This is a genomic window from Rhodanobacter denitrificans (assembly GCF_000230695.2).
GTDB classification, from domain to species: Bacteria; Pseudomonadota; Gammaproteobacteria; order Xanthomonadales; family Rhodanobacteraceae; genus Rhodanobacter; species Rhodanobacter denitrificans.
Map to the genome: position 1 here is coordinate 4158222 of NC_020541.1, position 25145 is coordinate 4183366.

Sequence of the window (25145 nt, forward strand, 5' to 3'; positions counted from 1 at the left end):
CTGCACTGATGGCGCTACTCATGGCGTTCTCGTCAATGAGCATCATGACTCCGCCCATACTGATCTTCTTTGTGGGCGTTCTAATTACGGCCCCCACAACGTGTCTGGTTGCGATGCCGCTGGCGTTGTTGTTTCGTCGCTTTGGCAGACTAAATGCGATCTACATGTGCCTACTCGGCACGGCACTAGGCGCATTGGCGCTCGGCCTTTATACGCTAGATAGCACGTACTATCCTCAGATGAACGACAAGGCTTTTGCTCTCTGGGTCGCGCGGCAAGCAGCGTTGAAGTCCCTCATGCCAGGAGCAGTGTATGGTTTCGTATCGGCGGCAGCGTTTTGTGTCGGTGCCGGCATAACAGTTCGTCCAAGCGGACGCCGTACCGGCGCCGCTTAACTCAGGCGTTAGGCCTCACTTGAAAGACTTCACTCGCCAACCAACGCAAAAAGAGCGTGCGCTTGCTGTTGTCCTCAATGCAGCTCTCTGCATCTTGTTTGGCTGGCTGGTGGCATTCCTTGCGTTTCGCAACATGTGGGTTGCTGCTTCGATCTTCGGCGCTCTTCTCATCGTCACTTTGGTGCTGCTCGTCCGCGCTGCCTTGGGTGCTCGCCAAGCACTCAACCGCAAGCAGGCTCATGTATTCACCTGGGTTCTTATGGTGCTCGGTGCGGGCGGAGTTGCGATCGCATTGCTGGTAGACGGCACTTCCGCCCAACGCTTCATGGTTCTTGCTGGATCAATCACACTCTTTTCCACCGGGCTTGCCGGCGTGAGAGGCCGAGGCCATGATGCCTAACACCTCGTTCAAGGCGGACGGCTTCGCCGCCGCTTAACTCAAGCGTTAGCACTCATGTTCCGAACCTTCTCGCCAGTCCCACTAGCGGATAAAACCAAGCGCTGGGCATATCGCATCCAAGCGCACTATCCCAACGTGTTCGGCTTCTCCGCATTCGGGGACCTGTTCGTTTGCTCGCAAGACGGCCGTCAGGTCGCTGTAGTAATGACCAACCTTCCGAAACTTGAGCAGCTCAACTTCGACTCTATCGAGTCATTCACCAGTACCTTCCTTACGAGCGCAGGTGTTGTTGAGCATGTTTTGCGCCAGTCCGACTACGAGCACCTTGTTTCCAAGCTTGGGCCTCTCAGCGACGATCAGTGCTTTTTCCCTGTTCCATTCCAACGGATGGGCGGCTCAGGCACACTTGATACATACGATAAAGGGGATGTTTGGGTGCACTTGGATTTGCTCGGGCAAGTCATGGGGCTCTCAGCATGAGTGCTAACAATTCGTTCAAGGCGGACGGCTTCGCCGCCGCTTAACGCCAGCGTTAGTCGGTAGCTCGTGTTGGTTCTTTGTGCCGTGTGCTTCGCCCAGCTTCGCGCTAGATTGTCGTCCGTCGCCGCAGCAGCATTTTGCGCAGCATCGCGACAAGTCCTCAGCCTTCAGAGCTGGTAGTTTGTGGGGGTCGGTTGCTCATCGTTCTTCGCTCGTCCAGGCCAACAGCCCCGCCCAAGCGCAACTCGGCGCAACCGTCTAACATCTCATTCAAGCGGACGGCTGCGCCGCCGCTTAATTCAAGCGTTAGGCCCCGTAGGAGATGACAATGGTTCTGAGGTGGGCGTTGGCACTGTTGGGGATTCTTGTCAGCCTTGTTATTGCAGGCTTACTCGGAGGCCTTACGGCTGAGCTTGTCGGGCTCTGGCATCTTCTTGGCGTTGGTTTCGGCGCTGCGTTCGCGGTCGTAGTTGTGGCTTACCTTGCCGCGCCCAATCACAGGATTTGTGCTGCTGTTGTGGCGCTCGCTCTGGGGGCTATTGCTGCATGGCTGCTACTTGAACCTTCTTTCTACCCAGAGAGCTACGGGGCCGCTCGTGCCTACGAGCCAACTCATCTGCCAATCGCCGTTACATACGTCGGCGGTCTACTCGGGCTACTTGTTGCAACGCTCATCAGGCGCCGGTCTGGGCCTAACCACTCGTTCAAGGCGGACGGCTGCGCCGCCGCTTAACTCCAGCGTTGAGGCTGTAGAAAAAGCCCTTTCCACGGATGGATAGACGGCCAAAATGACAGCCGTTGCATCACGTCACTCAACGGCGTGGTTTCTTGGGGTTTCGCGTTACGGGTTGCCCGGCTTGATCTGACGCGATGGGTGGGCGTCCCAGGCGCCCATGGCGCGCCTTGTGCCGCTCAGGCCGCCTTGCGGTAGTTCACCCACTTCTCGATGTTGTGGACCAGCGCGAACAGCTTCCATTGGCCGTCCACCTTTGCTTGGCCGCGAAGGGTGAAGCGATTGAGCCGCTTGTTGGCGCGCACGTTGCCGAAGACCGGCTCGACGGTAGCGAAGCGTCGTCCATACTGCTCGCGTCCCCACGCGCTGTCGATGCGCTCGCGCGTGCGCTGGCTATGGGTTGGCTCGGCTTTGCGGGTGAGCACGGCAACTTGCCGTGAGCGTGTGGTTTCGGGTTTTCGCAAGCACTTCGCACGCAGTGGGCAGTCCTTGCAAGCACCGTCGGGGGCGCGGAACTTGATCGCGGCATAGCCGCCAATGGTGCAGTCCTTGCCGTTGCGATGCAGGCGTTTGCCGGCCGGACAGATCACATGCGACTGGTCTGGCGCGATGATGAAGTCCTCGCTGCCGAACAGCCGCGGCTTGCCGGGGGTGCGCGACTTGTCGTGCAACGGATCGGGCTTGGCCAGGTGCTTGTCCTGCCCGGCGAAGCGTTCGTCGCGCCGGCGCATCGCGTGGTCGGCGATCAGGGCGTCAATGCCCTGGTCGGCCAACGCGGCGAGGTTGGCTTCGCTGTGATAGCCGGCATCGGCGGTGATCAGCGTCGATGCGGTGCGCTGCTCGGCGCAGGCGTCCAGTACGGGCAACAACAATTCCTGTTCGGCGCCGGTGCCGTGAGCCGAAGCCTCGACGATAACCTGGTGCCTGGCATCGACCACGGCCACGCCGCAATAGCCCTGGATCACGCCCTTGTCGGTGGCCAGCTTGGCCGATGCGTTATCGGTGCGATTGGACTTGCGGACCTTGCCGCGCGAACCGGGCCGATCTTGCGGATGATCGGCCAGCCATTGGCGGATCTTCGTTGCCTCGCGAGTAAGGCGCTCGATGCGTTCGGCGGCCTTGGCATCCCGCACGTCTTCGGCCGCGCCGGCATCGTTGGCCTGGTGACGTTCCAACATCGTGGTGGCCGCGCGCTCCATCTTCTGTGCCTGCGCAAGGAACTCCGCGCGCGTACCGGAGCGGTGTTTGGACGCGTTGGAAGGCAGCTTCACGCCATCGATGGCGAACATCTGGCGCCCGATCAGACCCTCGCCGTCGAGCAACGTCAGCACCTGGGCAAAGACGGTCGCGATCGCCCCGCGCGAGCGGCTGACGAAGTCCGCGATGGTGGTGAAGTGTGGCTTGGCGTCGCCGGTCAGGGCGATGAACAGCACGTTGTCGCGGCAGGCGCGCTCGATCGAGCGGGAGCTCACCATGCCTTGGGAATACGCCAGCAGCACCGCCTTGAGCAACATCGTCGGCGCATGGGCCGGCGCGCCGCTGTCGTCATTGCGGTAATGCGCATCGAAGGCGGACAGATCCAGCTGATCGACCAGATGGTGCACGGCATGGGCAAATGATCCCGGCACCAGCTGCGCCTGCAGATCCACCGGCAACAGCCGCGGACTCATATCGATATGCCGGTAGCGTGCCATGCCGCCCCCTTGTTCACGTGGGGCTATTGAAGCAGGATGGGCGGAGGTATTTCTACAACCTCGTTAGCCTCTATGCGCACACTGTTCGCTTTTCTACTGCTCGCCGCTTGCAGCCAAGCGTCGGCGACTTCATGCAATGCGGTGAGCCAGGCACTCACCAACGTCCAAAGGATTGCGTGGGCTCCCGTGTTGGCCAAGCAACTAAAGGTCAGTTCGGCTTCGGTGAACCAATCGTTCGCTCTTGCAGACTGGCGCATCATCTATGTCGAAACTCCTGACACAGATTCGCCATTCCTTTTCTTCCACGGCGACCCACTCAGCACTCACTTTATTACTTTGTGGGCCGGTGCCGCCCGTTCGCAGGAGGAGGGCGCCATCAAAGCTTGGGTCATCAAAAATGCGCCAGGTATCCCTGAGCCGCTCGCAGCTTGTTTTGCGTGGCACGTCACCAAGGTACGTAACCGGTAAACTCGGCTAACAACTCGTTCAAGGCGGACGGCTACGCCGCCGCTTAACTCCAGCGTTGAGGTTGTAGAAAAACCACTTCTGGACAAGTTGACCGCCAAGCAGGGGAAAAGCGACCTCACAGAACGCTCTACAATCGACGCGCAGCCTGCCGGGAAGGGTTCAAGTACCCCCTGAAATCATGCGAATCCGCGCCAGGGTACTTTTTCTACAACCTCGTTAGATGTGGAGGTTTCCGTGCGCACCTTTGTGCTTTTCCTTGTGGCAGCCCTACTACTCAGCACTGCAGCGCAAGCTACGCAGCCTTATTCTGAGCAGTTTTCCGCCAAGTTTAAGGCGGCGGTAGACAATGCAATGAGCCAACCGACTGCTGATGGCAGGACTAGGCTTCTAATGGAGGCCATGCGCGGCGGGACCGACAGCGAAGTGTTTTTTGTCTTTCCGCTACTTTTCCCTCGCAGGGTCATAGATGCCGCTCAAAACGCGCATATATGTGTCGCTGAGATTTCGTCTTCAATCAGTAATGGCAAAGCGTACTTGGCTGCCGCTCCGGCTGAGCGGGAAGATTTTCCTCATGCGCAGGCAAAGAAAATTCGGTCTGACATGGATCGCCTGATCACGTGTCTCGATCGATACTATGCCAATGGCCAGTTACGACTTCCTTCGCAATCATCTAACTGATCGTTCAAGGCGGACGGCTTCGCCGCCGCTTAATTCCAGCGTTGAGGTTGTAGAAAAACCACTTCTGGACAAGTTGACCGCCAAGCAGGGGAAAAGCGACCTCACAGAACGCTCTACAATCGACGCGCAGCCTGCCGGGAAGGGTTCAAGTACCCCCTGAAATCATGCGAATCCGCGCCAGGGTACTTTTTCTACAACCTCATTAGGCCTCAGCATGTACACCGACCGTTATGGAAAATTCACCTGCAATATCGCCGGCTTTTTCGCAGGCTTGGCTGCGCTGGCTATTCTACTTGTAGCGTGGGGTTGGGGTGGCTTTGCAACAGGGGTTTGGGTTGACGGCTGTCCTGACGTCGTTGCGGCTTATGCCTGCCCAAAGTGGTGGGAAGACATTTTTTTGTTTGCTCTCCCGCCAGTTCTTGTTGGCATCTCAATTTTTAGCGGTCTTTGGGTTCGGCGCTCTATGTTTGTTTGTCCGGCCTAACCAGTCCGTAATTCTACTGTGTCACTAAAGACGTCTGGTGCTCGGATGCGCCATGCCGCAGCAAGGACATCGCGCCAACTGTCGCGCGATCAGGCGGGCGAGACGAAAGTGTACGGTCGCGATCGAGAGCGGTTGATGGCGCTGCATCGGCCCCGGCCCCACGCGGGCGGAAGCCTTCGGGTACGGCAGGCGCCTTGAATCGTGCACGGTTTTTTTTACTGCCACGCAAGCGCTCCAACGTCAGGAAGCCGTAGGCCGCGATACACAGGCTGGCGTGATGATGAAAGCCGCGCCAGTTGCGCCCCTCGTAGTGACCCAAGCCGAGTTCTTGCTTGAGTTCCAGGTAGTCCCGCTCGATGCGCCAACGGCCCTTGATGGTGCCGACAAGGGCCTTGAAGGTCGTCGCTTTCGGCAACGTCGACAACCAGTAGCGTAGCGGTTCGGCGTCGCCGCCAGGCCATTCGATGACCAGCCATTCGGGCGCGCGATCGCGGTCGTCGTGGGCGGCGACCACGCGTACGCGGGCGAAGCGGCCGGACAAGGGTTCGGCGGAGCCCTGCCGCCAGGTAATGGTGCGGTACGCCCGCGCCGGCAACGCCTGCGCCAACGCACGCACACTGATCGGCCGGTGCGCCGCATCGCGGCATACCCGCACGCGGGGGCGTCCACCACCCGTCGCAGGCGGTGGTGGCGTGGCTGGTTGATGCTTGCCCCACCACACCGCCGTGAGCGGCCTGACGCCCAGCGCGTAGATCAGGTCTTGCGTGCTCAGCGCATCGCGAAGCATGCTGTCATCGCCGTAGGCGGCATCGCCCAACACGACGCCTCGCGGCACGCCCGCCGCGACGGCGGCGCGGATCTGCGCCACCGCAATCTGGTTCTTGGTCAGAAAGCCGACTGATGCGGGCACCCCAACAGCGGCACATCGCTGCGGGTCGTCGGTCCATTCGGCCGGCAGGTATAGCTGATACGCCAACGGCAGGCTGTTGGAGTCCGTCGCCAGCGACAAGCTCACCGCCACCCGACAGTTGTCGGTCTTGCCGGTCTGCCCGCAGTACTGCCGGGCTACGCCCACCGAGTGCCTACCCTTCTTCGGAAAGCCGGTGTCATCAATGATCCAGAAGCACGGTGTGGTTCCGCCGTGCGTCAGCACGGGCAGCACCTGCTCGGCCACGGCGGCCAGCAAGGCATCGTCGTTCCATGCCGACGTCGACACCAGGTGATGCATCGACTGGTGGGTCGCCCGTACATCTTGCGGCCGCACCCGTGCCGCCATCGGCTCCACGCTCTTGCGGCCGCCAGGCAGCATCAAACCCTGCAGATACCAGCGCGTGGGCGCCACCCGATCCGCGTGCCCCATGGCGATGACCATCGCTTCGCCATACCGCTCAAAGCGGCCTTCCAGACCGATGCCCATGACCCACCTCCTCGCAGGTTGCTAGAAGATGCCGTGATCATGCCATATATTTATTGACACAGTAGAATTAGGAGACTTCCGATCAACCCCCGGCGCATGATGCTTTTGCCCTGAGCTTTCGGGCCGATGCTGGTCATCGTGTTGTCCTTGATGTTGCGTCGTGCGTGTCAGTACTTCGCGGTGTTGAACGTTGCCAGACTGCATTTCCTTAGACGGTCTTGTTGAGCCATTGCCGCCGGCTCGGACCAGGGTATAAACCGCGCCCAGAGACCTCGTTCGTTCATCGGTGTCGTCGGTGTTTGGGGATCAGCCGAAACATGTTTGGACGTCCAGAATGTTAGTCAGGTTCTCTCCGGGTCGGTCTGACCTGCTGCCGCCGCGCTGCGCTGACGGTGGAACGAAGGCGGGTGGCTCGGATAGTCCTGGCGCGCTGGTGCACGGGATGGGCCAGGTATGGGGCTTTTGCCCTAGGCTTGCGGGCCGCTGCCGGTCAGCGTGTTGCACCCGGGGTGGCATCGCGCAAGCCCGTGCCGCGCGGATTCATCGCGTGTCAGACTGCATCCGTGCGCGCTGCACGCGCTGCCCGCCGACCGACGAAGCGCACCGGAGGCACCATGAGCAAAGAGCCGACTGCTCCTGAAACGCGAGGCGTCGCGATCCAGTCGCTGGCGATCATGGACCTGGGCCAGGAAATCGAGGGCATGGCCGGGCGCCAGCTGCGCATGCGCAGGGTCACCATCGCGCCAGGCGGGGTGTTCGGCCCCGTCCACGACCACCGGGATCGGCCGGGCCTCGTCTACATCCTGCAAGGGACGATCACCGACCATCGCGACGGCATCGCCACCGACTACGGCCCCGGCGTGGGCTGGCCCGAGGACCGGCATACCGTCCACTGGCTAGAGAACCGGGGCACGGTGCCGGCCGTGGAGATCTCCATCGACATCGTGCGGCAGGAGCCGAACCCGGCCAGCCGTGCCGACGACGCCGGGCGGGTCCGATGAGCGCATCCGACGGGAGACAAGGCGCCGCGGGGCGAATCGCCATGACGTATCTGCAGCGGCAAGGCGGGATCGTCGTCCGCCCGCTGGCGGCAGGCGACGCGGAGCCGCTGTACCGGGCAGTGCGCAGTTCGGTGGAGTCGCTGTCGTACTGGCTGCCCTGGTGCCACCGCGACTATGCGCTGGCGGATGCGACCGCTTGGGTCGAGCACGGCATGGCGTGCTGGGCGGCCGGCTCCGAATTTCCCCTCGGCGTGTTCGATGGCACGGGCGCGGTCATCGGCGGCACCGGGGTGAACCACCTCAACCGCGCCCACGGGGTGGGCAATCTCGGCTACTGGGTATGCGACGCCGCAAGGAATCGCGGCGTGGCCACGCTCGCCGCCCGTGCCGCGGCCCGGCTGGGCTTCGACGTGCTGGGCCTGACGCGGCTGGAGATCGTGGTGCCGCCGCACAACGCGGCCAGCCAGCGGGTGGCGGAGAAGCTGGGCGCGCTGCGCGAGGTGGAGGCACGCAACCGCGTGCTGTTCCAGGGCCGGCCCGAGCGCGCGGTGGTCTATTCGCTGATTCCCAACGACCTGGCGGACGGCTGAGCGGACGGCACTTGGTATGGCCGCCACGCCGGCACGCCCCGGCTTATGCATCGACTTAACCTGCCGCCGTGCACGCTGGAAAGCGAACCCGATGTCCGGCATGTTGGCGACGTCCTGCCGTAGCGCGTGGAATGATGCGCGCCGCATGTCGGGCAAGTTCGCCCGCCGCCCCCAAGGAGAACGCCATCACCATGCCGACACCCCGCTCGGACGCCCTGGTCTTTTTCGGCGCCACCGGCGACCTGGCCTACAAGAAGATCTTTCCGGCACTGCAGGCGATGCTGCTGCACGACGGGCTGAACCTGCCGATCATCGGCGTGGCGCACTCGGGCTGGAGCGTGGAGCAGCTGCGCCAGCGCGCGCACGACAGCCTGGCGCACGCGGCGCAGGAGCAGGGCGGCGCGGTGGACGAGGCCGCCTTCGCGCAGCTGGCGGCGCGATTGCAGTATGTCGATGGCGACTACAACGACCCGGCCACGTTCGCGCAACTGAAGCGGGCGCTGGGCGCGGCACAACGGCCGCTGCACTATCTGGCGATCCCGCCCGGGCTGTTCGCCGTGGTGGCGAAGAACCTGCAGCAGGCCGGCTGCGCCGACGGGGCTCGGATCGTGGTGGAGAAGCCGTTCGGCCGCGACCTGGCCTCGGCGCAGGCGCTCAACCGCACGCTGCACGCGGTGTTCCCGGAGTCGGCGATCTTCCGCATCGACCATTACCTGGGCAAGGAGCCGGTGCAGAACCTGTTGTATTTCCGCTTCGCCAACACCGTGCTGGAGCCGGTGTGGAACAACCGCTACGTAGACCGCGTGCAGATCACCATGGCCGAGCAGTTCGGCGTGGACGGCCGCGGCGCGTTCTACGAGGGCGTCGGTGCTATCCGTGACGTGCTGCAGAACCACCTGCTGCAGGTGACCTCGCTGCTGGCGATGGATGCGCCGATCGGCAGCGAGCCGGAAGCGCTGCGCGCGGAGAAGCTGCGGCTGTTCCGCGCGATGCGCCCGCTCGACCCGGCCGAGGTGGTGCGCGGCCAGTTCCGCGGCTACCGCGAGGTCGAGGGTGTGGCCGCCGATTCCAACGTGGAGACCTTCGTGGCGCTGTGCCTGCACATCGACACCTGGCGCTGGGCCGGCGTGCCGTTCCACATCCGCGCCGGCAAGCGGCTGCCGCTGACCACCACCGAGGTGATGGTGGACATGAAGGCGCCGCCGCTGTCGGTGTTCGACCCGGTCGGCGCGGCGCAGTCGAACTACTTCCGCTTCCGGCTCAGCCCGCAGGTGATCCTCGCCGCGGGCATGCGGGTGAAGCAGCCGGGCGAGGAGATGCGCGGCGAGCCGGTGGAGCTGGTCGTGCGGCACGACCTGGCACCGGAGAAATCGCCGTACCAGCGCCTGCTCGGCGACGCGATACGCGGCGACAACGCGCTGTTCACCAGCGACGAATGCGTGGAGGCGGCGTGGGCGGTGGTCGACCGCGTGCTCGCCCACGAAGGCGCGGTGGAGCTCTACGAGCCGGGCAGCTGGGGTCCGGCCGCGGCGGCGCACCTGGTCGGCGGCGACGAGGGCTGGCACGACCCGCGGGCGGAGGAGAACCGGCCATGCTGAGCCACCCTGCCGCCGAAGCCGCTGCGGTGGTGTTCCTGCTCGACGTGGACAACACCCTGCTCGACAACGACCGCTTCGGCGCCGACCTCGGCGCCACGCTGGAGGCGGCGTTCGGCGCCGCTGCGCGCGAGCGCTACTGGGCGATCTACGAGGAGCTGCGCCAGCAGTCCGGCTTTGCCGATTACCTGGGCGCGCTGCAGCGCTTCCGCACCGGCCTGGACAACGACCCGTCGCTGCTGCAGATGTCGTCCTACCTGCTGGACTACCCGTTTGCCGAACGGCTGTATCCGCACGCGCTGGAAACCGTGGCGCACCTGCGCACGCTGGGTCCCACCGCAATCCTGTCCGACGGCGACGTGGTGTTCCAGCCGCACAAGATCCAGCGCGCCGGGCTGTGGGCCGCGCTACGCGGCGAGGTGCTGGTCTACGTGCACAAGCAGCAGATGCTGGTGGCGATGCAGCAGCGCTACCCGGCCGCGCACTACGTGATGGTGGACGACAAGCCGCAGGTGCTGGCGGCGATGAAGCAGCGCCTGGGCCGCAAGCTCACCACGGTGTTCGTGCGCCAGGGCCACTACGCGGCCGCCGGTGCCGGCGAAGCCGTCACGCCGGCGCCGGACCTGACCCTCGCGTGCATCGGCGATCTGCGCCGGCGTAAGCTTGAAGACTTCCTGCCGAGCGCGCCCGCGATCAGCCTGCCGGCAGACTGACATCATCTATCGATCGAATCGGAGACACGGAGCAAGCATGAAAGCGACTCGCCAATTGCACGACCTCGGCCAGAGCCTGTGGCTGGACAACATCACCCGCAGCCTGCTCGACGACGGCACGCTGGCGCGCTACATCGCCGAGGACTCGATCACCGGCCTCACCTCGAACCCCAGCATCTTCGACGCGGCGATCGGCGGCGGCGACGCCTACGACGCCGGCATCCACGCCAAGACGCTGGCCGGGCTGTCCGGCGAGGCGCTGTTCACCGAGCTGGCGCTGGAAGACCTGCGCCGCGCGGCCGACCTGTTCCGCCCGGTGTTCGACGCCACCGGCCAGGTCGACGGCTGGGTCTCGATGGAGGTCTCGCCGCTGCTGGCCGCCGACAGCGCCGGCTCGATCGCCGCGGCGCGGCACATCCACCACCAGGGCCGGCGCGACAACCTGTTCGTGAAGATTCCCGGCACCCCGGAAGGCGTGCCGGCGATCGAGGAGGCGATCTTCCTCGGCATTCCGATCAACGTGACCCTGCTGTTCTCCTGCGCGCAGTACCAGGCCGTGGCCGAGGCGTACCTGCGCGGCATCGAGCGGCGCCTGGCCGCCGGGCTGGACCCGCGCGTGGGCTCGGTCGCCTCGCTGTTCATCAGCCGCTGGGACGTGGCCGCCAACCCGCAGCTGCCGGACGCGCTGCGCAACCAGCTGGGCATCGCGGTGGGCCAGCAGACCTACCGCGCCTACCGCGAACTGCTGGCCTCCAAGCGCTGGCACAAACTCGCCGCCGCCGGCGCCCGGCCGCAGCGCCTGCTGTGGGCCAGCACCGGGGTGAAAGACCCGTCCGCGCCGGACACGCTGTACGTCAGCGCGCTGGCCGCGCCGGACACCATCGACACGATCCCGGAGAAGACCCTGCACGCGTTCGCCGACCACGGCCAGCTGCACGGCGTGCTGGCCGACGACGGCGGCGACGCGGACGCGGTGCTGGCGCAGATCGCCGCCGCCGGCGTGGACCTCGACGCGCTGGCGCTGAAGCTGCAGCGCGACGGCGCCGCGGCGTTCGTGAAATCGTGGCAGCAGTTGCTGCAGCGCATCGCCGACAAGGCCAGCGCACTGGAAAAGGAATCCCAGCTGCCATGAGCGAGCCGCGACTGACCCGCCTGCCCCAGTGGCAGGCGTTGCAACGGCATGCCGACGCGATCGGCCACAAGCATCTGCGCGAGCTGTTCGCCGCCGACCCGCAGCGCGGCGAGCGCTACGTGCTGGAGGACGTCGGCCTGTATTTCGACTACGCCAAGCAGCGGGTGGACGCCGACGCGCTGCGCCTGCTGCGCGAACTGGCGCTGGCCTGCGGCCTGCCGCAACGGGTCGAGGCGATGTTCCGCGGCGAGCGCATCAACACCACCGAGCAGCGCGCCGTGCTGCACGTGGCGCTGCGCGCGCCGGCAGGCGAAGCGATTCTGGTCGACGGCCACGACGTGGTGACGGACGTGCACGCGGTGCTCGAGCGCATGGGCGCGTTTGCCGAGCGCGTGCGCAGCGGTGCCTGGCTGGGCCACGGCGGCCAGCGCATCCGCCACGTGGTCTCGATCGGCATCGGCGGCTCCGACCTCGGCCCGGTGATGGCGTACGAAGCGCTGCGCGCGTACAGCCGGCGCGAGATGACGTTCCATTTCGTCTCCAACGTGGACGGCACCGACATCGCCGAGGCGGTGCACGGCCTAGACGCGGCCGAGACGCTGTTCATCGTCTGCTCGAAGACCTTCACCACGCTGGAGACGCTGGCCAACGCGCGCGCCGCGCGCGCCTGGTGCGTCGCGGCGTTGGGCGACGAGGCGGCGGTGGCGAAGCACTTCGTGGCGGTCTCCACCAACGCCGCCGAAGTGGCGAAGTTCGGCATCGACACCGCCAACATGTTCGGCTTCTGGGACTGGGTGGGCGGGCGCTACTCGATGGACTCGGCGATCGGCCTGTCCACCATGCTGGCGATCGGCGCGGAGCATTTCCGCGCGATGCTGGCCGGCTTCCACGCCATGGACGAGCACTTCCGCCACGCGCCGCTGGAACGCAACCTGCCGGTGCTGATGGGCCTGCTCGGCATCTGGAACAACAACTTCCTCGGCGCGGCCAGTGTCGCGGTGCTGCCGTACGAGCAATACCTGAAGCGCTTCCCGGCCTACCTGCAGCAGCTGACCATGGAAAGCAACGGCAAGCGCGTGACGCGGGACGGCGCCGCGGTCGACTACGCCACCGGGCCGATCTACTGGGGCGAGCCGGGTACCAACGGCCAGCACTCGTTCTACCAGCTGCTGCACCAGGGCACGCGCCTCGTGCCGTGCGACTTCATCGGCTTCGGCCAGAGCCTGAACCCGCTCGGCGACCAGCACGACCTGCTGCTGGCGAACCTGATCGCCCAGGGCGAGGCGCTGGCGTTCGGCAAGACCGCCGAGGAAGTGCGTGCCGCCGGCACCGATGCGGCGCTGGCCCCGCACCGCACCTTCCCCGGCAACCGTCCCAGCAGCACCCTCCTCGCCAAGAAGCTCACTCCGCACACGCTCGGCACGCTGATCGCGTTGTACGAGCACAGCGTGTTCGTGCAGGGCGTGATCTGGGACATCGACTCGTTCGACCAGTGGGGTGTGGAATTGGGCAAGCAGCTGGCGAAGACCACCATTGCCGAGCTGACCGCGAAGAACATGCCGACGCTCGCGCACGACAGCTCCACCAACGCCCTGATCCACCGCTATCGCCAGCTGCGCGATCGCCAGACAACGGAAGGTCCATGAGCCAGAAGATCAGTCCCCTCGCCGGCAAGCCGGCACCGTCGTCGATCCTGGTCGACATCCCGCAACTGCTGGCCGCCTACGCCGACCTGAAGCCCGATCCCGCGGTGCCGGCGCAGCGCGTGGCGTTCGGTACCTCCGGCCATCGCGGCAGCTCGCTCGAGCGCAGCTTCAACGAGGCGCACATCCTGGCGATCAGCCAGGCGATCTGCGAGTACCGCCGCTCGAAAGGCATCGACGGCCCGCTGTTCATCGGCGCCGACACCCATGCGCTGTCGCAGCCGGCGTTCGAGAATGCGCTGGAAGTGCTGGCCGCGAACGGCGTCGCGGCGATGATCTCCGCGGGCGGCGAGGTCACGCCGACGCCGGCGGTGTCGCACGCGATCCTGGTCTACAACAAGGGCCGCACATCGGGCCTCGCCGACGGCATCGTGATCACGCCGTCGCACAATCCGCCGGACAACGGCGGCTTCAAGTACAACCCCAGCAACGGCGGCCCAGCCGACAGCGACATCACCAAGTGGGTGGAGAACCGCGCCAACGCCCTGCTCGAAGGCGGCCTGAAGGACGTGCGCCGGATGCCGTACGCGCAGGCGCGCCAGGCGGCCACCACGCACGAGCACGACTATCTCAACAGCTACGTCGCCGACCTGGCGAACATCGTCGACTTCGACGTGATCCGCAGCGCCGGCGTGCACATGGGCGTCGACCCGCTGGGCGGCGCCGGCGTGCACTACTGGGCGCCGATCGCCGAGCGCTACAAGCTCGACCTCACCGTGGTCAGCGCGGTGGTCGACCCGCAGTTCGCCTTCATGAGCGTGGACTGGGACGGCAAGATCCGCATGGACCCGTCGTCGAAGTACGCGATGCAGCGGCTGATCGGGCTGAAGGACCAGTACGACGTCGCGTTCGCCTGCGACACCGACCACGACCGCCACGGCGTCGTCACCCGCAGCAGCGGGCTGATGGAGCCGAACCACTACCTGTCGGTGCTGATCGACTACCTGTTCCGCCATCGCCCGCAGTGGGGCGCGCACGCCGCGGTGGGCAAGACCGTGGTCAGCACCGCGCTGATCGACCGCGTGGCGAAACGGCTCGGGCGACAGCTGTACGAGGCGCCGGTCGGCTTCAAGTGGTTCGCGCCGGGCCTGTTCGACGGCTCGCTCGGCTTCGGCTGCGAGGAAAGCGCCGGTGCCTCGCTGCTGCGCCGCGACGGCACGGCCTGGGTCACCGACAAGGATGGCCTGGTGCCGGCGCTGCTGTCGGCCGAGATCACCGCGCGCGAGGGCAAGGACCCGGGCGAGCTGTACGCGCAGCTGACCCGCGAGCTCGGCAAGCCGTTCGCCAGCCGCGTCGATGCTGCCGCCACCCCGGCGCAGAAGGCGAAGCTGGCGAAACTGTCGCCCGATCAATTGAAGAGCGACCAGCTGGCCGGCGAAAAGATCGAGCAGGTGCTGGACAAGGCACCCGGCAACGGCGCCGCGATCGGCGGCATCAAGGCGATCGCCGCCAGCGGCTGGTTTGCCGCGCGGCCATCCGGCACCGAGGCGATCTACAAGGTCTACGCCGAGAGCTTCAAGAGCGAGGAACACCTGCAAGCGCTGCTGAAGGAAGCCCAGGGCATCGTCGACGCCGCGCTCGCGTAGGAGCGCGCCTTGTGCGCGCTGGCTCTTCGTCACGTAACGAAAGGCATCGCGCGCACGCTGCGCTCCTGCATAACCCCATCCACCACCGGAGATACCGCCATGTCCCACACCCTCGACCAGCAATGCATCGACCTGCTGCGTTTCCTGTCGGTGGACATGGTGCAGAAGGCCAACAGCGGCCATCCCGGCCTGCCGCTGGGCGCCGCGCCGATGGCCTACGCGCTGTGGACGCGGCAGCTGAAGCACAACCCCGCCAATCCGCACTGGTCCGACCGCGACCGCTTCGTGCTGTCCGCCGGCCACGGCTCGGCGCTGCTGTACAGCCTGCTGTTCGCCACCGGCTACGACCTCACGCTGGACGACCTCAAGCAGTTCCGCCAGTGGGGCAGCAAGGCGCCCGGGCATCCCGAGTACGGCCACACGCCGGGCGTCGAGATCACCACCGGCCCGCTCGGCCAGGGCCTGGCCAACGCGGTGGGCATGGCGATCGGCGAGGCGCACCTGGCCGCGCGCTACAACCGCGACGGCCATCGCGTGATCGACCATCGCACCTGGGCCATCGTCAGCGACGGCGACCTGATGGAAGGCGTGGCCAGCGAGGCCGCCTCGCTGGCCGGGCACCTGAAGCTGGGCAAGCTGGTCTGCCTGTACGACGACAACGACGTGACGCTGGCCGGCGGCACCGACATCACCTTCTCCGAGGATCGCGCGAAACGCTTCGAAGCCTACGGCTGGCAGACCATCCACGTGGCCGACGGCAACGACCTGGCGGCGATCGACGCCGCGCTGCTTGAAGCGCGCGCCGACACCACGCGGCCCTCGCTGATCCTGCTGCGCACGCATATCGGCTACGGCTCGCCCGAGCAGGACACGTTCAAGGCGCACGGCTCGCCGCTGGGCGTCGAGGACGTCAGGAAGACGAAGGAGAAGCTGGGCTGGCCGGTCGAACCGGACTTCCTGCTGCCGCCGCCGGCGCTGGCGCATTTGCGCGAGGCATTGGATCGCGGCGTGGCAGTCGAGCGCGCCTGGAACAGCCGTATGGACGTCTATGCCAAAGCCTTCCCCGAGCTGGCCGCCGAGTTGCAGGGCCGCCTGGACGGCGAACTGCCGCCGGGCTGGGACGCGGACATCCCGGTGTTCCCCACCGACGCCAAGGGCCTCGCCACTCGCGTCGCCGGCGGCAAGGTGATGAACGCGATCGCGCCGAGATTGCCCGCCCTGTTCGGCGGCTCGGCCGACCTCGATCCGTCCACCCACACCGCGCTGAAGGACCTGGGCGACTTCAATCCGCCGCTGGCGCCGGGCGAAGACAGCCAGGGTTCGGACGGCGGCGGCTGGAGCCACGCCGGGCGCAACCTGCACTTCGGCGTGCGCGAACATGCGATGGGCGCGATCGCGAACGGGCTGGCCGTGCACGGCGGCTTCGTGCCGTACGGCTCGACCTTCCTGATCTTCTCCGACTACATGCGCCCGGCGATCCGCCTGGCCGCGCTGATGGGCGTGCACGTGGTGCACGTGTTCACCCACGACAGCGTGGCGCTGGGCGAGGACGGCCCCACCCACCAGCCGATCGAACAGCTGGCCAGTCTGCGTGCAATCCCCAACCTCAGCGTGATCCGCCCCGCCGACGCGAACGAGACCACGGTGGCGTGGCGGGTGGCGCTGGAAACGAAGCGGCGACCGGTGCTGCTGGCGCTGACCCGGCAGAACGTGCCCACGCTGGACCGCACCCGCTACGCCAGCGCCGACGGCCTGCGCCGGGGCGCGTACGTGCTCCGCGATGCGCCGGACGGCAAGCCCTCGCTGATCCTGATCGCCAGCGGCTCCGAAGTCGGCCTGATCGTCGAAGCCGCCGACCAGCTGCAGGCCGATGGCATCGCCGTGCGCTGCGTGTCGATGCCGAGCTGGGAGCTGTTCGATGCACAGCCGCAGGCGTATCGCGATCAGGTGTTACCGCCCGACGTACCGGCCCGGCTGGCGGTGGAGCTGGGCGTATCGCAAGGCTGGGACCGCTACACCGGCGCGCACGGCGACATGCTCGGCATCGACCACTTCGGCGCCTCCGCCCCGGCCGAAGTGCTGCTGCGCGAGTTCGGCTTCACGGTGGACAACGTGGTGGCACGGGCGAAGGCGCTGCTGGGCAAATAAGCCCGCGGACACGAAGAGGCCGGCGGATCGCGACGATTCGCCGGCCTCTTTGTTTTCAGTCGATCAATTGCGCGACTGCAGCTTCGACAGCAGGCGCAGCAGTTCCAGGTACAGCCAGACCAGGGTCACCACCAGCGCGAACGCGCCATACCACTCCATGTACTTCGGCGCGCCCTGCTGGGCGCCGGTTTCGATCAGGTCGAAGTCGAGGATCAGGTTCAGCGCCGCGATCACCACCACCACCGCGCTGAACGCGATGCCGACGCCGCTGCTGCCGTTGATGAAACCGATCGAGTGGCCGAAGAAGCCCATCGCGAAGTTGGCCAGGTACAGCAGCATGATGCCGCCGGTGGCGGCGACGATGCCGAGCTTGAACTTCTCGGTGGCGCGGATCAGCCCGCTGCGATAGGCCAGCAGCAGTGCGGCCATGGTGCCGAAGGTCAGCCCCACCGCCTGCATCACGATGCCGGGGTAGCGCAGCTCGAAGATCGCCGACAGCGCGCCGATGAACAGCCCTTCCGCCACCGCGTACAGCGGCGCGGTGAACGGCGCCCAGGTCTTCTTGAACGCGGTGACCAGGCCCAGCACCAGGCCGCCGAGGGCGCCGCCAAGCACCAGCGGCAGCATCGCCGGCAGGCTGTCCGGGCCGGCGAAGCGGCTCCAGCTGACCATCGCGCCGACCAGCACCAGGAGCAGCAGCAGGCCGGTCTTGTTGACCGTGCCGTTGATCGTCATCGCCTCGTCGCCGCGCGTGAAGACCGCGCCGCTGGAAGCGTCGAGGAAGGTGTTCTTGTTGAGCGCCGGATTGCCGCTTTGCATGGTCTGCTCCCGTGGTTTGCCCTCATCGTAGCGGCTTTGCCGGCGCCCTGCGCCAACATGCCGTTACGCCGCTGCGCAGAAACTACGCGACAATGCGCTCTTGCCGAACCGTGCGGAGCCCCGATGAACCCTGCCACCCTGCGTATCGCCACCCGCAAGAGCGCGCTCGCGCTGTGGCAGGCCGAACATGTCGCCACGCTGCTGCGCACGACGCACCCGGGGCTGACGGTGGAACTGGTGCCGATGAGCACGCGCGGCGACGAGATCCTCGACCAGCCGCTGGCCACGATCGGCGGCAAGGGGCTGTTCCTGAAGGAACTCGAGGTGGCGATGCTGGAAGGCCGCGCCGACCTCGCCGTGCATTCGCTGAAGGACGTGCCGGCGCAGCTGGAGCCGGGCTTCGCGCTGCCGGCGATCCTGCCGCGCGCGGACGCCGCCGACGCGTTCGTCAGCAACCATTACGACGACCTGGCCGCGCTGCCCCATGGCGCGCGCGTGGGCACCTCGTCGCTGCGCCGGCAGGCGCAGTTGCGCGCGTTGCGGCCGGATCTCGTCTTGCTCGACCTGCGCGGCAACGTCGGCACCCGGCTGGGCAAGCTCGACGCCGGCGCCTACGACGCGATCGTGCTGGCCTGCGCCGGGCTGGAGCGCCTCGACCTGGCCGCGCGCATCCGCTCGCGACTGGCCGCGCCGGACTGGCTGCCGGCGCCGGGCCAGGCGGCGATCGCGATCGAGGCGCGCGAAGGCCAGCCCGGCGTGCTGGCCTTGCTGGCCGCGCTGGACGATGCCGACACCCGGCTCACGGTGAGCGCCGAGCGCGCGATGAACCAGGCGCTGGGCGGCAGCTGCACGGTGCCGGTCGGTGCCTGGTGCATGCTGGGCGAACACGGCCTGCACCTGCGCGGCCTGGTCGGCGACGCGGCCGGCGGCCGGTTGCTGCGCGCCGAAGCCAGCGGCCCCAGCAACCAGGCGATCGCACTGGGCCGGCAGGTGGCGGCCGAGCTGCTGGCGCAGGGCGCGGCGGAGTTTCTCGGGCTCTGAAAAGCCGCAGGGGCGACCGGCACCGATGGCCGGCGCCGGTCCGCAACCCCGGTCGCTACTCAGAAGCTGTAGACCAGGTTGGTGGTGGTCAGCGTGTCGGTCTTCCTGGTGCCGGGCAGCACGTCGCTGTTGTGGCGCACCTGGAAGCCGACCTTCAGCGCCAGCTTCTGGGTCATGCTGACCGCCACGCCCGCGTCGTTCTGCAGGTAGGTGTTCTTCGAACCGGCTTCCATCAGGAAGGTGTCCTCGAACGCGGTGTTCTCGGTGAGCTTGTACTTGTAGTTGGCCAGGCCGCGCGCAACCATTTCGCTTTCGGTCGGCTGCCGCTGGTGCTCCACCACGCCATTGACCACGAGCTCGACGTCGGCGGGGCGGTAGCGCTTGTAGCCGGGGCCGATTTCGAACGACAGCTCGTTGCGCCCGTCCTTCAGCGCGATGTAGCCGTAACCGAGCGAGACGATGCCCTGCCACAGGTTCGCGCCGAAGTCGTCGTGCTCGTAGCGGGCGGCGCCGACGATGTAGCTGCGCGGGTCGAGCTTGAGGCCGACCGAGGCGCCGCCGTCATAGCGGTTCGCGGTGGTGTTGAACTGCTTGAGGGTGTTGCCGTTCGTATCCACGATGGTCTGCTGGCTCTTCGAGCGCAGCGCATCGAGGAAGAAGTTGTTCTTCCACTGCTCGTTTTCCTGGCTCAGGCCGAGCTTGGCGTTGATGTTCTCGGAGCGCGAGTTGCCGGTGGAGGAGGCGAAGCCGAACTCGCCCGAACCGCTCCAGCCGCCGTTGCTGGCGGGGTTGACGTCAGTGTTCTGGGCCTGGGCAGCGAAACTCGCGAAAGCGGCCAGCAGCAGGCCGGCGATCAGGGTCTTTTTCATCGGGGGACGATCCATTTGTTAAACAATAGTAAGACCGCTACCTTAACGGGGCGGCTTGAATTGGCAATGAACGGCGTGGCGACGCCATCCACGCCGATTCACCCGCCGGCCGCCAAGCCGCCCGCCAGCGCCGTCTCGTAGACGCGCTGCTCCAGCATCTTGCCGAGCAGGCAGCTGGGCACCGTCAGCGCGGCGGCCAGCAAGCCGCCGCCGTAGCGTTCGGTCAGCAACAGCGCGGCACACGGCAGCACGTAAACGAGGATCGCCGCCACGATGCGCGCCGGCGGCACGTGGTGCGCCTCCAGCTCGCCGCCCGCGCCGTGCGGCAGACCCAGCAGCTGCCAGCGCATGCCTTCGAGCAGGCCCAGCAGCAAGGCCAGCGCCAGCAGCAGCAGGATCCACGGATACGCGCGGTGCGGCGGCTCCAGCCCGCCCTGCACTATCGTGCACAGCCACAACCACAGGCCACCACCGTACCAGGCGGTGATCAGCCGGCTCACCGGCAGCGACGACGACACCCGCTGCAGGCCGGGCGACAGGTGGCGGCGATAACGGTAGGCGGTGTAGACCAGGCTGACCAGGCTGCACAGCATCAGCGCCACGCCGGCCAGACGCATCGCCGGGACATGGCCGTGGCCATCGCCCAGGATGATCACCAGCAGCACCGGCAGGAGGGTCAGCAGCGCCATCGGCAGCACCTGCGCGGGCCGGCGCTCATGCTCCGGCGACCAGCGGCAGGCGGCGGCCGCCGGCCGCCGCGACTGGGTCAGCGGCAGGCCCGCCGCGACCAGCGCGGTGCCGAGGATCAGCGGCATCCGCATGTCGCAGCGGCCGATCCGCTCCATGCCCAGCGCCAGCGCCATGCCGAGCCAGAGCCACAGGCCGTAGCCGCTGATCGCCAGCAGCCGCAGCAGGATCTCCGCGTAGCTCGACGGCGGCGCGCGGTCGATGCCGGCGGTGGAGAGGACGTCGGGGGGCAGTTCGCGCATGGGCGGAAAGGCATCCGGGGAGTCGAAGGCGGCGACTTGCGACCGCCGCAGGCCGCCGCCATGCTACACAAGGCCTCTTCCCCACGATATGCCGACGCTCCCATGGATCGCTACGAACGCATACTGACCCTGCACCGGCTGCTGAAGTCGGCGCACTATCCGATTCCGCTGTCGCGCCTGCTCGGCGAGCTGGAGTGCTCGCGCGCCACGCTGTACCGTGACGTGGCGTTCCTGCGCGACGCGCTGGGCGCGCCGGTGGAAAGCGCCGGCACCGACCAGGCCGCCTTCCGCTACGAGGCGGGCGAGGGCGAGAAATTCGAGCTGCCCGGACTGTGGCTGACCTCCGACGAACTGGCCGCGCTGCTGGCGCTGAACGAGCTGATCGGCCGCTCCGGCCCCGGCGTGCTGGCCGGCGCGCTGGCGCCGTTCAAGTCGCGCATCGAAGGCCTGCTGTCCAGCCACGACAACGGCAAGACGCTGCCGATCGAGCGCATCCGGGTGATTCCGTGGGGCGAGCGCAAGCTCGACCAGCAGGTGTTCCGCATCGTCGCCGGCGCGGTGCTGGAGCGGAAGCAACTGCGCTTCCGCTACCGCGCGCGCACCACCAACGCGGACAGCCGGCGCACGGTCTCGCCGCAGCGGCTGACCCACTACCGCGACAACTGGTACCTCGACGTGTGGGACCACGACCGCCAGGCGCTGCGCAGCTTCGCGGTGGACCGCATCGCCGACGCGCAGGCGCTGGACACGCCCGCCACCGACGTGGCCGACGCCGAGCTCAACGAACTGCTCGCCTCCAGCTACGGCATCTTCGCCGGCAAGCCGAAGGCGTGGACCACGATCCGCTTCTCGCAGCACGCCGCACGCTGGGTCGCCGACGAGCACTGGCATTCGCAGCAGAAGGGGGAGTGGCTGCCGGACGGCCGCTACGAGCTGAAGCTACCGTACTCCAACTCCAAGGAACTACTGATGGACGTGCTCAAGTACGGCCCGGATGCGGAGGTGGTGGCGCCGCTGCCGCTGCGCGAGGAGATGAAGATCCTGCTGCAGCTGGCGCTCGGCGGCTACCAGCAACCACCGCGCTGAGCGCAGCCCGATGACCTCCACCGATCCCGTTGGCATCGCGCCGGGGCGGCGCCCGCCGACCGTGGCGCTGGCGCTCGGCGCCGGCGGCGCCAAGGGGCTGGCGCACATCGGCGTGATCGAGGAGATCGAGGCGCAGGGTTTCCAGATCGTGGCGATCGCCGGCAGCTCGATGGGCGCGCTGATCGGCGGCATCCACGCCACCGGCCGGCTCGACGTGTACCGCGACTGGGTCTGCGCGCTGGCCAAGCTCGACGTGCTCAGGCTGGTCGACTGGAGCTTCTCCGGCGGCGGCCTGATCAAGGGCGACAAGATCATCGAGACCATGCGCGGGCTGGTCGGCGACGCGCAGATCGAGGAACTGCCGCTGGCGTTCACCGCGGTGGCCACCGACCTCGAGCGCGGCCGCGAGGTGTGGCTGAGCCGGGGCGGCCTGTTCGAGGCGATCCGCGCATCGATCGCGATCCCTACGGTGTTCCGCCCGCACACCATCGACGGCCGCCGGCTGGTCGACGGCGCCCTGCTCAACCCGGTGCCGGTGACGCCGCTGATCCGCGAGCGCGCCGACTACCTGATCGCGGTGAGCGTGGACGGCCCAGCGGTGGCGGCGACGCCGCCGGAACCGCCGCTCCAGCCGGCGGCCGCGGAAGACAGCTATCGCTACCGCATCGGCGAGTTCATCGGCCGCATGCTCCCGCGCGGCGAGAGCCGCCCACGCGAGCCGGGCACGCTCGAACTGCTGACCCAGGCAATGGACCTGATGCAGGCCAACCTGTCGCGCCTTCGCCTGGCCGCGTACGCGCCGGACCTGCTGATCCAGCTGCCGCACAACATGGCGCTGGCCTACGAGTTCTACCGCGCGCACGAGCTGATCGAACTGGGTCGCCTGCAGGCACGCGCGGCACTGGCGAACTGGCCACGCGCCGGCACGCCGCAACGCGAGGCCTGAACCGCACGCCTCAGCGCGGGCCGTGCGTGCGCAGCCAGTTGTCCAGGTACGCCTTCAGCGCCACCGCGTTGTTGTGCTCCTCGTCGCGGGCACCGAACAGCAGGGTGACGGGGTGCCGTGCGGCCCGCTCGGCCAGCGGCTGCCAGTACTCGGCCAGCGCGTCCAGCTCGCCGGCGTAGCGGTGGCGGAAGCCATCCCACAGCGCCGGGTCGTGGCCGAACCACTGGCGCAAGGCGGTCGACGGGGCCAGCTCCTTCGCCCACAGGTCCAGCGGCACCGCCTCCTTCTTCAGCCCACGCGGCCACAACCGGTCGATCAGCACGCGATAGCCGTCGGACTTCGCGGCCGGTTCGTAGACACGTTTGACGCTGATGCTCATGGGTGCCTCCCTGGAAGGAAGATCCCCAGCATACGACCGCCGGCGCAAGGCGGCGTGACGCCGATCAGAGTTCCTCGACCTTCGTCACCTTGCCCCGGCGCATCAGCCAGGCCACCCCGCGCAGGTCGGCCAGGCCGACCCACAGCCGGTCCAGCATGCCGTACTTGGACACGCCGGCGGTGCGCGGGCGATGGCCCACCGGCACGCTCTGGCTGGCGAAACCGGCGCGCTTGACCAGCGCCGGCAGGTAGCGGTGCATGTGGTCGAAGTAGGGCAGGCGCAGGAACACCTCGCGCTCGAACAGCTTCAGGCCGCAGCCGGTGTCCGGGGTGGCGTCCTTCAGCATGCGCGAGCGCACCGCGTTGGCGACCTTCGAGGAGATGCGCTTGTTGAAACTGTCGCGGCGGGTGGTGCGCCAGCCGGCGAACAGCCGCGTTTCGGCCGATGCCGCGTCGCGCGCGGCGAGCAGCTTCGGGATGTCGGCCGGATCGTTCTGGCCGTCGCCGTCCAGCGTGGCGATCCACGGCGACGCGGCCGCGCGCACGCCGTTCCACACCGCCGTGCTCTGCCCGCTGCGGGTGACGTGGTGCAGCACGCGCAGCTCCGGGTGCAGCGCCTTCTGCGCGGCCAGCACGGCGCGGCTGTCGTCGCTGGAATCGTCGTCGACGTAGACCACTTCGTAGTCGACCCGGCCGCGCAGCGCGGCGGCGATCTCGGCCAGCAGCGGCGGGATGTTGTCGCGCTCGTTGAAGACGGGGACGACGACGGAGAGTTGCGGCATGGCGATGACCTTGCGGTGTGGTGCGGGGCGTTGTCTGGCGGCGGCGGGCAGGGCAGTGAGTGAAGAGGAGTGCGGCGTGAGAAAAGTCGTTGCGCCGACCGGGCTTCCCCCTCGCTTCTCACGCCGCTCCCCGCACTCCCGTTTTTCAGCGGATCTTGCCGAGGATGCCGTCCAGCTCGTCGTTGCTGTGGTAGTGGATCACCAGCTTGCCGCGACCGCCGCGGCCCTGGGCCAGTTCGACCCGGGTGGCCAGGCGTTCGGCCAGTTCGCGCTCCAGCGCGGCGACGTTCGGGTCGCGCGCGGGCGCGTGCTTGGCCTTGCCCTTCGGCGCGGTTTGCGCGCGGCGCGCGGCTTCCTCCAGCTCGCGCACCGACCAGCCGAGGGTCGAGGCCTGACGCGCCAGCGGCACGGCGATGGATTCGTCCAGGGTCAGCAGGCAGCGCGCGTGGCCCATTTCCAGCTTGCCGTCGTCGAGCAGGCGCCGGATCGGCTCCGGCATCTCGGTCAGCCGCAGCATGTTCGACACCGCCGCGCGCGAACGGCCGACCGCATCGGCGGCCTGCTGGTGGGTGAGCTCGAAGTCGTCGATCAGCCGCTTCAGCGCGTCGGCTTCTTCCAGCGGGGTGAGGTCCTGGCGCTGGATGTTCTCGATCAGCGCCATCGCCGGCACGGCCGCCTCCGGCACCGCCTTCACCAGCGCCGGCAGTTCGCTCAGCTGGGCGCGCTGTGCCGCCCGCCAGCGGCGTTCGCCGGCGATCAGCTCGTAGCTGTTCTTGCCGATCTCGCGCACCACCACCGGCTGGATCAGGCCCTGCGCCTTGATCGACGCGGCCAGTTCGTCCAGCGCCTCGTCGTTCCAGTGCCGCCGCGGCTGGTACTTGCCGGGCTGGATCTGCTGGATCGGCAGCACGCGCAGTTCGCCTTCCTGGGTCAGTACCGACGGCGCAGCGTCGCCGTCGCCACCGAGCAGGGCGTCCAGTCCGCGTCCCAGTCCACGTTTTTTCGCAGCTGCCATGCC

24 protein-coding genes are annotated in these 25145 nt (G+C 67.2%); 16 read left to right on the forward strand and 8 right to left on the reverse strand.

The genetic code is table 11. The features are described 5' to 3' along the window. Window positions 1-35: 35 nt before the first annotated feature. Genes R2APBS1_RS18920 through R2APBS1_RS18930 form a run of 3 tightly spaced genes read left to right on the forward strand, consistent with a single transcriptional unit; the run spans window position 36 to window position 1275 of the window. Window positions 36-395 carry a hypothetical protein gene (locus R2APBS1_RS18920; RefSeq protein WP_157769775.1) on the forward strand — a complete coding sequence of 120 codons (360 nt, stop codon included), beginning with the start codon at window positions 36-38 and terminating at the stop codon, window positions 393-395. Window positions 396-414: 19 nt separating this feature from the next. Continuing rightward, window positions 415-795 (forward strand): hypothetical protein, encoded by a 381-nt coding sequence (locus tag R2APBS1_RS18925; protein ID WP_015449164.1) that lies wholly within the window; start codon window positions 415-417, stop codon window positions 793-795. Between the two features lie 54 nt (window positions 796-849). After that, window positions 850-1275: a T6SS immunity protein Tdi1 domain-containing protein gene (locus R2APBS1_RS18930; RefSeq protein ID WP_015449165.1), complete on the forward strand. Its 426-nt coding sequence runs from the start codon at window positions 850-852 to the stop codon at window positions 1273-1275. A 912-nt stretch (window positions 1276-2187) separates the two neighbouring features. On the opposite strand, the gene R2APBS1_RS18935 is transcribed toward R2APBS1_RS18930, so the two are convergent. Then, window positions 2188-3702 carry an IS1182 family transposase gene (locus R2APBS1_RS18935; protein WP_015449167.1) on the reverse strand — a complete coding sequence of 505 codons (1515 nt, stop codon included), beginning with the start codon at window positions 3700-3702 and terminating at the stop codon, window positions 2188-2190. Window positions 3703-3888: 186 nt separating this feature from the next. Here R2APBS1_RS18935 and R2APBS1_RS20355 point away from each other — a divergent pair, with 186 nt between their 5' ends. Both R2APBS1_RS20355 and R2APBS1_RS20360 read left to right on the forward strand, forming a co-directional pair. Continuing rightward, window positions 3889-4170 (forward strand): hypothetical protein, encoded by a 282-nt coding sequence (locus R2APBS1_RS20355; protein ID WP_157769776.1) that lies wholly within the window; start codon window positions 3889-3891, stop codon window positions 4168-4170. A gap of 234 nt (window positions 4171-4404) precedes the next feature. Beyond that, window positions 4405-4848 carry a hypothetical protein gene (locus tag R2APBS1_RS20360; RefSeq protein WP_157769777.1) on the forward strand — a complete coding sequence of 148 codons (444 nt, stop codon included), beginning with the start codon at window positions 4405-4407 and terminating at the stop codon, window positions 4846-4848. A 497-nt stretch (window positions 4849-5345) separates the two neighbouring features. Here the strand turns inward: R2APBS1_RS20360 and R2APBS1_RS18940 are convergent, their stop codons facing one another. After that, window positions 5346-6749: an IS701 family transposase gene (locus R2APBS1_RS18940; RefSeq protein WP_015449170.1), complete on the reverse strand. Its 1404-nt coding sequence runs from the start codon at window positions 6747-6749 to the stop codon at window positions 5346-5348. A 614-nt stretch (window positions 6750-7363) separates the two neighbouring features. Here R2APBS1_RS18940 and R2APBS1_RS18945 point away from each other — a divergent pair. The 8 genes from R2APBS1_RS18945 to tkt all read left to right on the forward strand — a co-directional run bounded on the left by R2APBS1_RS18945 (window position 7364) and on the right by tkt (window position 17217). Further along, window positions 7364-7750 (forward strand): cupin domain-containing protein, encoded by a 387-nt coding sequence (locus R2APBS1_RS18945; RefSeq protein ID WP_015449171.1) that lies wholly within the window; start codon window positions 7364-7366, stop codon window positions 7748-7750. A gap of 41 nt (window positions 7751-7791) precedes the next feature. Continuing rightward, a complete protein-coding gene (locus R2APBS1_RS18950; protein ID WP_041676831.1) occupies window positions 7792-8340 on the forward strand; it encodes a GNAT family N-acetyltransferase in 549 nt (182 codons plus the stop codon). Between the two features lie 191 nt (window positions 8341-8531). Then, a complete protein-coding gene (gene zwf / locus R2APBS1_RS18955; RefSeq protein WP_015449173.1) occupies window positions 8532-9938 on the forward strand; it encodes a glucose-6-phosphate dehydrogenase in 1407 nt (468 codons plus the stop codon). Further along, entirely contained in the window at window positions 9932-10648 is a 717-nt protein-coding gene (locus R2APBS1_RS18960) for an HAD family hydrolase (RefSeq protein WP_015449174.1), read from the forward strand. Before zwf ends, R2APBS1_RS18960 begins: the two co-directional genes overlap by 7 nt. 37 nt (window positions 10649-10685) lie before the next feature. Continuing rightward, entirely contained in the window at window positions 10686-11780 is a 1095-nt protein-coding gene (gene tal, locus R2APBS1_RS18965) for a transaldolase (protein ID WP_015449175.1), read from the forward strand. Continuing rightward, window positions 11777-13426, forward strand: coding sequence for a glucose-6-phosphate isomerase (pgi, locus tag R2APBS1_RS18970; protein WP_015449176.1), 1650 nt, complete (start codon window positions 11777-11779; stop codon window positions 13424-13426). Before tal ends, pgi begins: the two co-directional genes overlap by 4 nt. Next, complete coding sequence (gene pgm, locus R2APBS1_RS18975) at window positions 13423-15069, forward strand: phosphoglucomutase (alpha-D-glucose-1,6-bisphosphate-dependent) (protein ID WP_015449177.1); 1647 nt, start codon at window positions 13423-13425, stop codon at window positions 15067-15069. The genes pgi and pgm overlap by 4 nt, the downstream gene beginning before the upstream one ends. A gap of 99 nt (window positions 15070-15168) precedes the next feature. Further along, window positions 15169-17217, forward strand: coding sequence for a transketolase (gene tkt, locus R2APBS1_RS18980; protein ID WP_015449178.1), 2049 nt, complete (start codon window positions 15169-15171; stop codon window positions 17215-17217). Between the two features lie 63 nt (window positions 17218-17280). On the opposite strand, the gene R2APBS1_RS18985 is transcribed toward tkt, so the two are convergent. Next, on the reverse strand, window positions 17281-18036 hold the full coding sequence (locus R2APBS1_RS18985) for a Bax inhibitor-1/YccA family protein (RefSeq protein ID WP_015449179.1): 756 nt from the start codon (window positions 18034-18036) through the stop codon (window positions 17281-17283). 123 nt (window positions 18037-18159) lie between these two features. On the opposite strand from R2APBS1_RS18985, the gene hemC reads away from it, so the two are divergent. Continuing rightward, window positions 18160-19077: a hydroxymethylbilane synthase gene (gene hemC / locus R2APBS1_RS18990; protein WP_007512233.1), complete on the forward strand. Its 918-nt coding sequence runs from the start codon at window positions 18160-18162 to the stop codon at window positions 19075-19077. Between the two features lie 59 nt (window positions 19078-19136). Here the strand turns inward: hemC and R2APBS1_RS18995 are convergent, their stop codons facing one another. Both R2APBS1_RS18995 and R2APBS1_RS19000 read right to left on the reverse strand, forming a co-directional pair. Next, entirely contained in the window at window positions 19137-19946 is an 810-nt protein-coding gene (locus R2APBS1_RS18995; protein ID WP_007512232.1) for a DUF481 domain-containing protein, read from the reverse strand. 98 nt (window positions 19947-20044) lie between these two features. Further along, complete coding sequence (locus R2APBS1_RS19000) at window positions 20045-20935, reverse strand: hypothetical protein (RefSeq protein ID WP_015449180.1); 891 nt, start codon at window positions 20933-20935, stop codon at window positions 20045-20047. 102 nt (window positions 20936-21037) lie between these two features. Between R2APBS1_RS19000 and R2APBS1_RS19005 the strand changes: the two genes are divergently transcribed. Both R2APBS1_RS19005 and R2APBS1_RS19010 read left to right on the forward strand, forming a co-directional pair. Beyond that, window positions 21038-22021: a helix-turn-helix transcriptional regulator gene (locus tag R2APBS1_RS19005; protein ID WP_041676832.1), complete on the forward strand. Its 984-nt coding sequence runs from the start codon at window positions 21038-21040 to the stop codon at window positions 22019-22021. Between the two features lie 10 nt (window positions 22022-22031). Then, window positions 22032-22967: a patatin-like phospholipase family protein gene (locus tag R2APBS1_RS19010; protein WP_007512229.1), complete on the forward strand. Its 936-nt coding sequence runs from the start codon at window positions 22032-22034 to the stop codon at window positions 22965-22967. A 10-nt stretch (window positions 22968-22977) separates the two neighbouring features. Here R2APBS1_RS19010 and R2APBS1_RS19015 read toward each other — a convergent pair whose 3' ends face one another. The 3 genes from R2APBS1_RS19015 to R2APBS1_RS19025 form a co-directional block, all read right to left on the reverse strand. After that, on the reverse strand, window positions 22978-23346 hold the full coding sequence (locus tag R2APBS1_RS19015; protein WP_007512228.1) for a DUF488 domain-containing protein: 369 nt from the start codon (window positions 23344-23346) through the stop codon (window positions 22978-22980). A gap of 64 nt (window positions 23347-23410) precedes the next feature. Beyond that, window positions 23411-24127, reverse strand: a complete 717-nt coding sequence (locus tag R2APBS1_RS19020) for a glycosyltransferase (RefSeq protein ID WP_015449182.1) — start codon at window positions 24125-24127, stop codon at window positions 23411-23413. A gap of 145 nt (window positions 24128-24272) precedes the next feature. Next, a complete protein-coding gene (locus R2APBS1_RS19025) occupies window positions 24273-25142 on the reverse strand; it encodes a ParB/RepB/Spo0J family partition protein (RefSeq protein ID WP_015449183.1) in 870 nt (289 codons plus the stop codon). Window positions 25143-25145 lie beyond the last annotated feature (3 nt).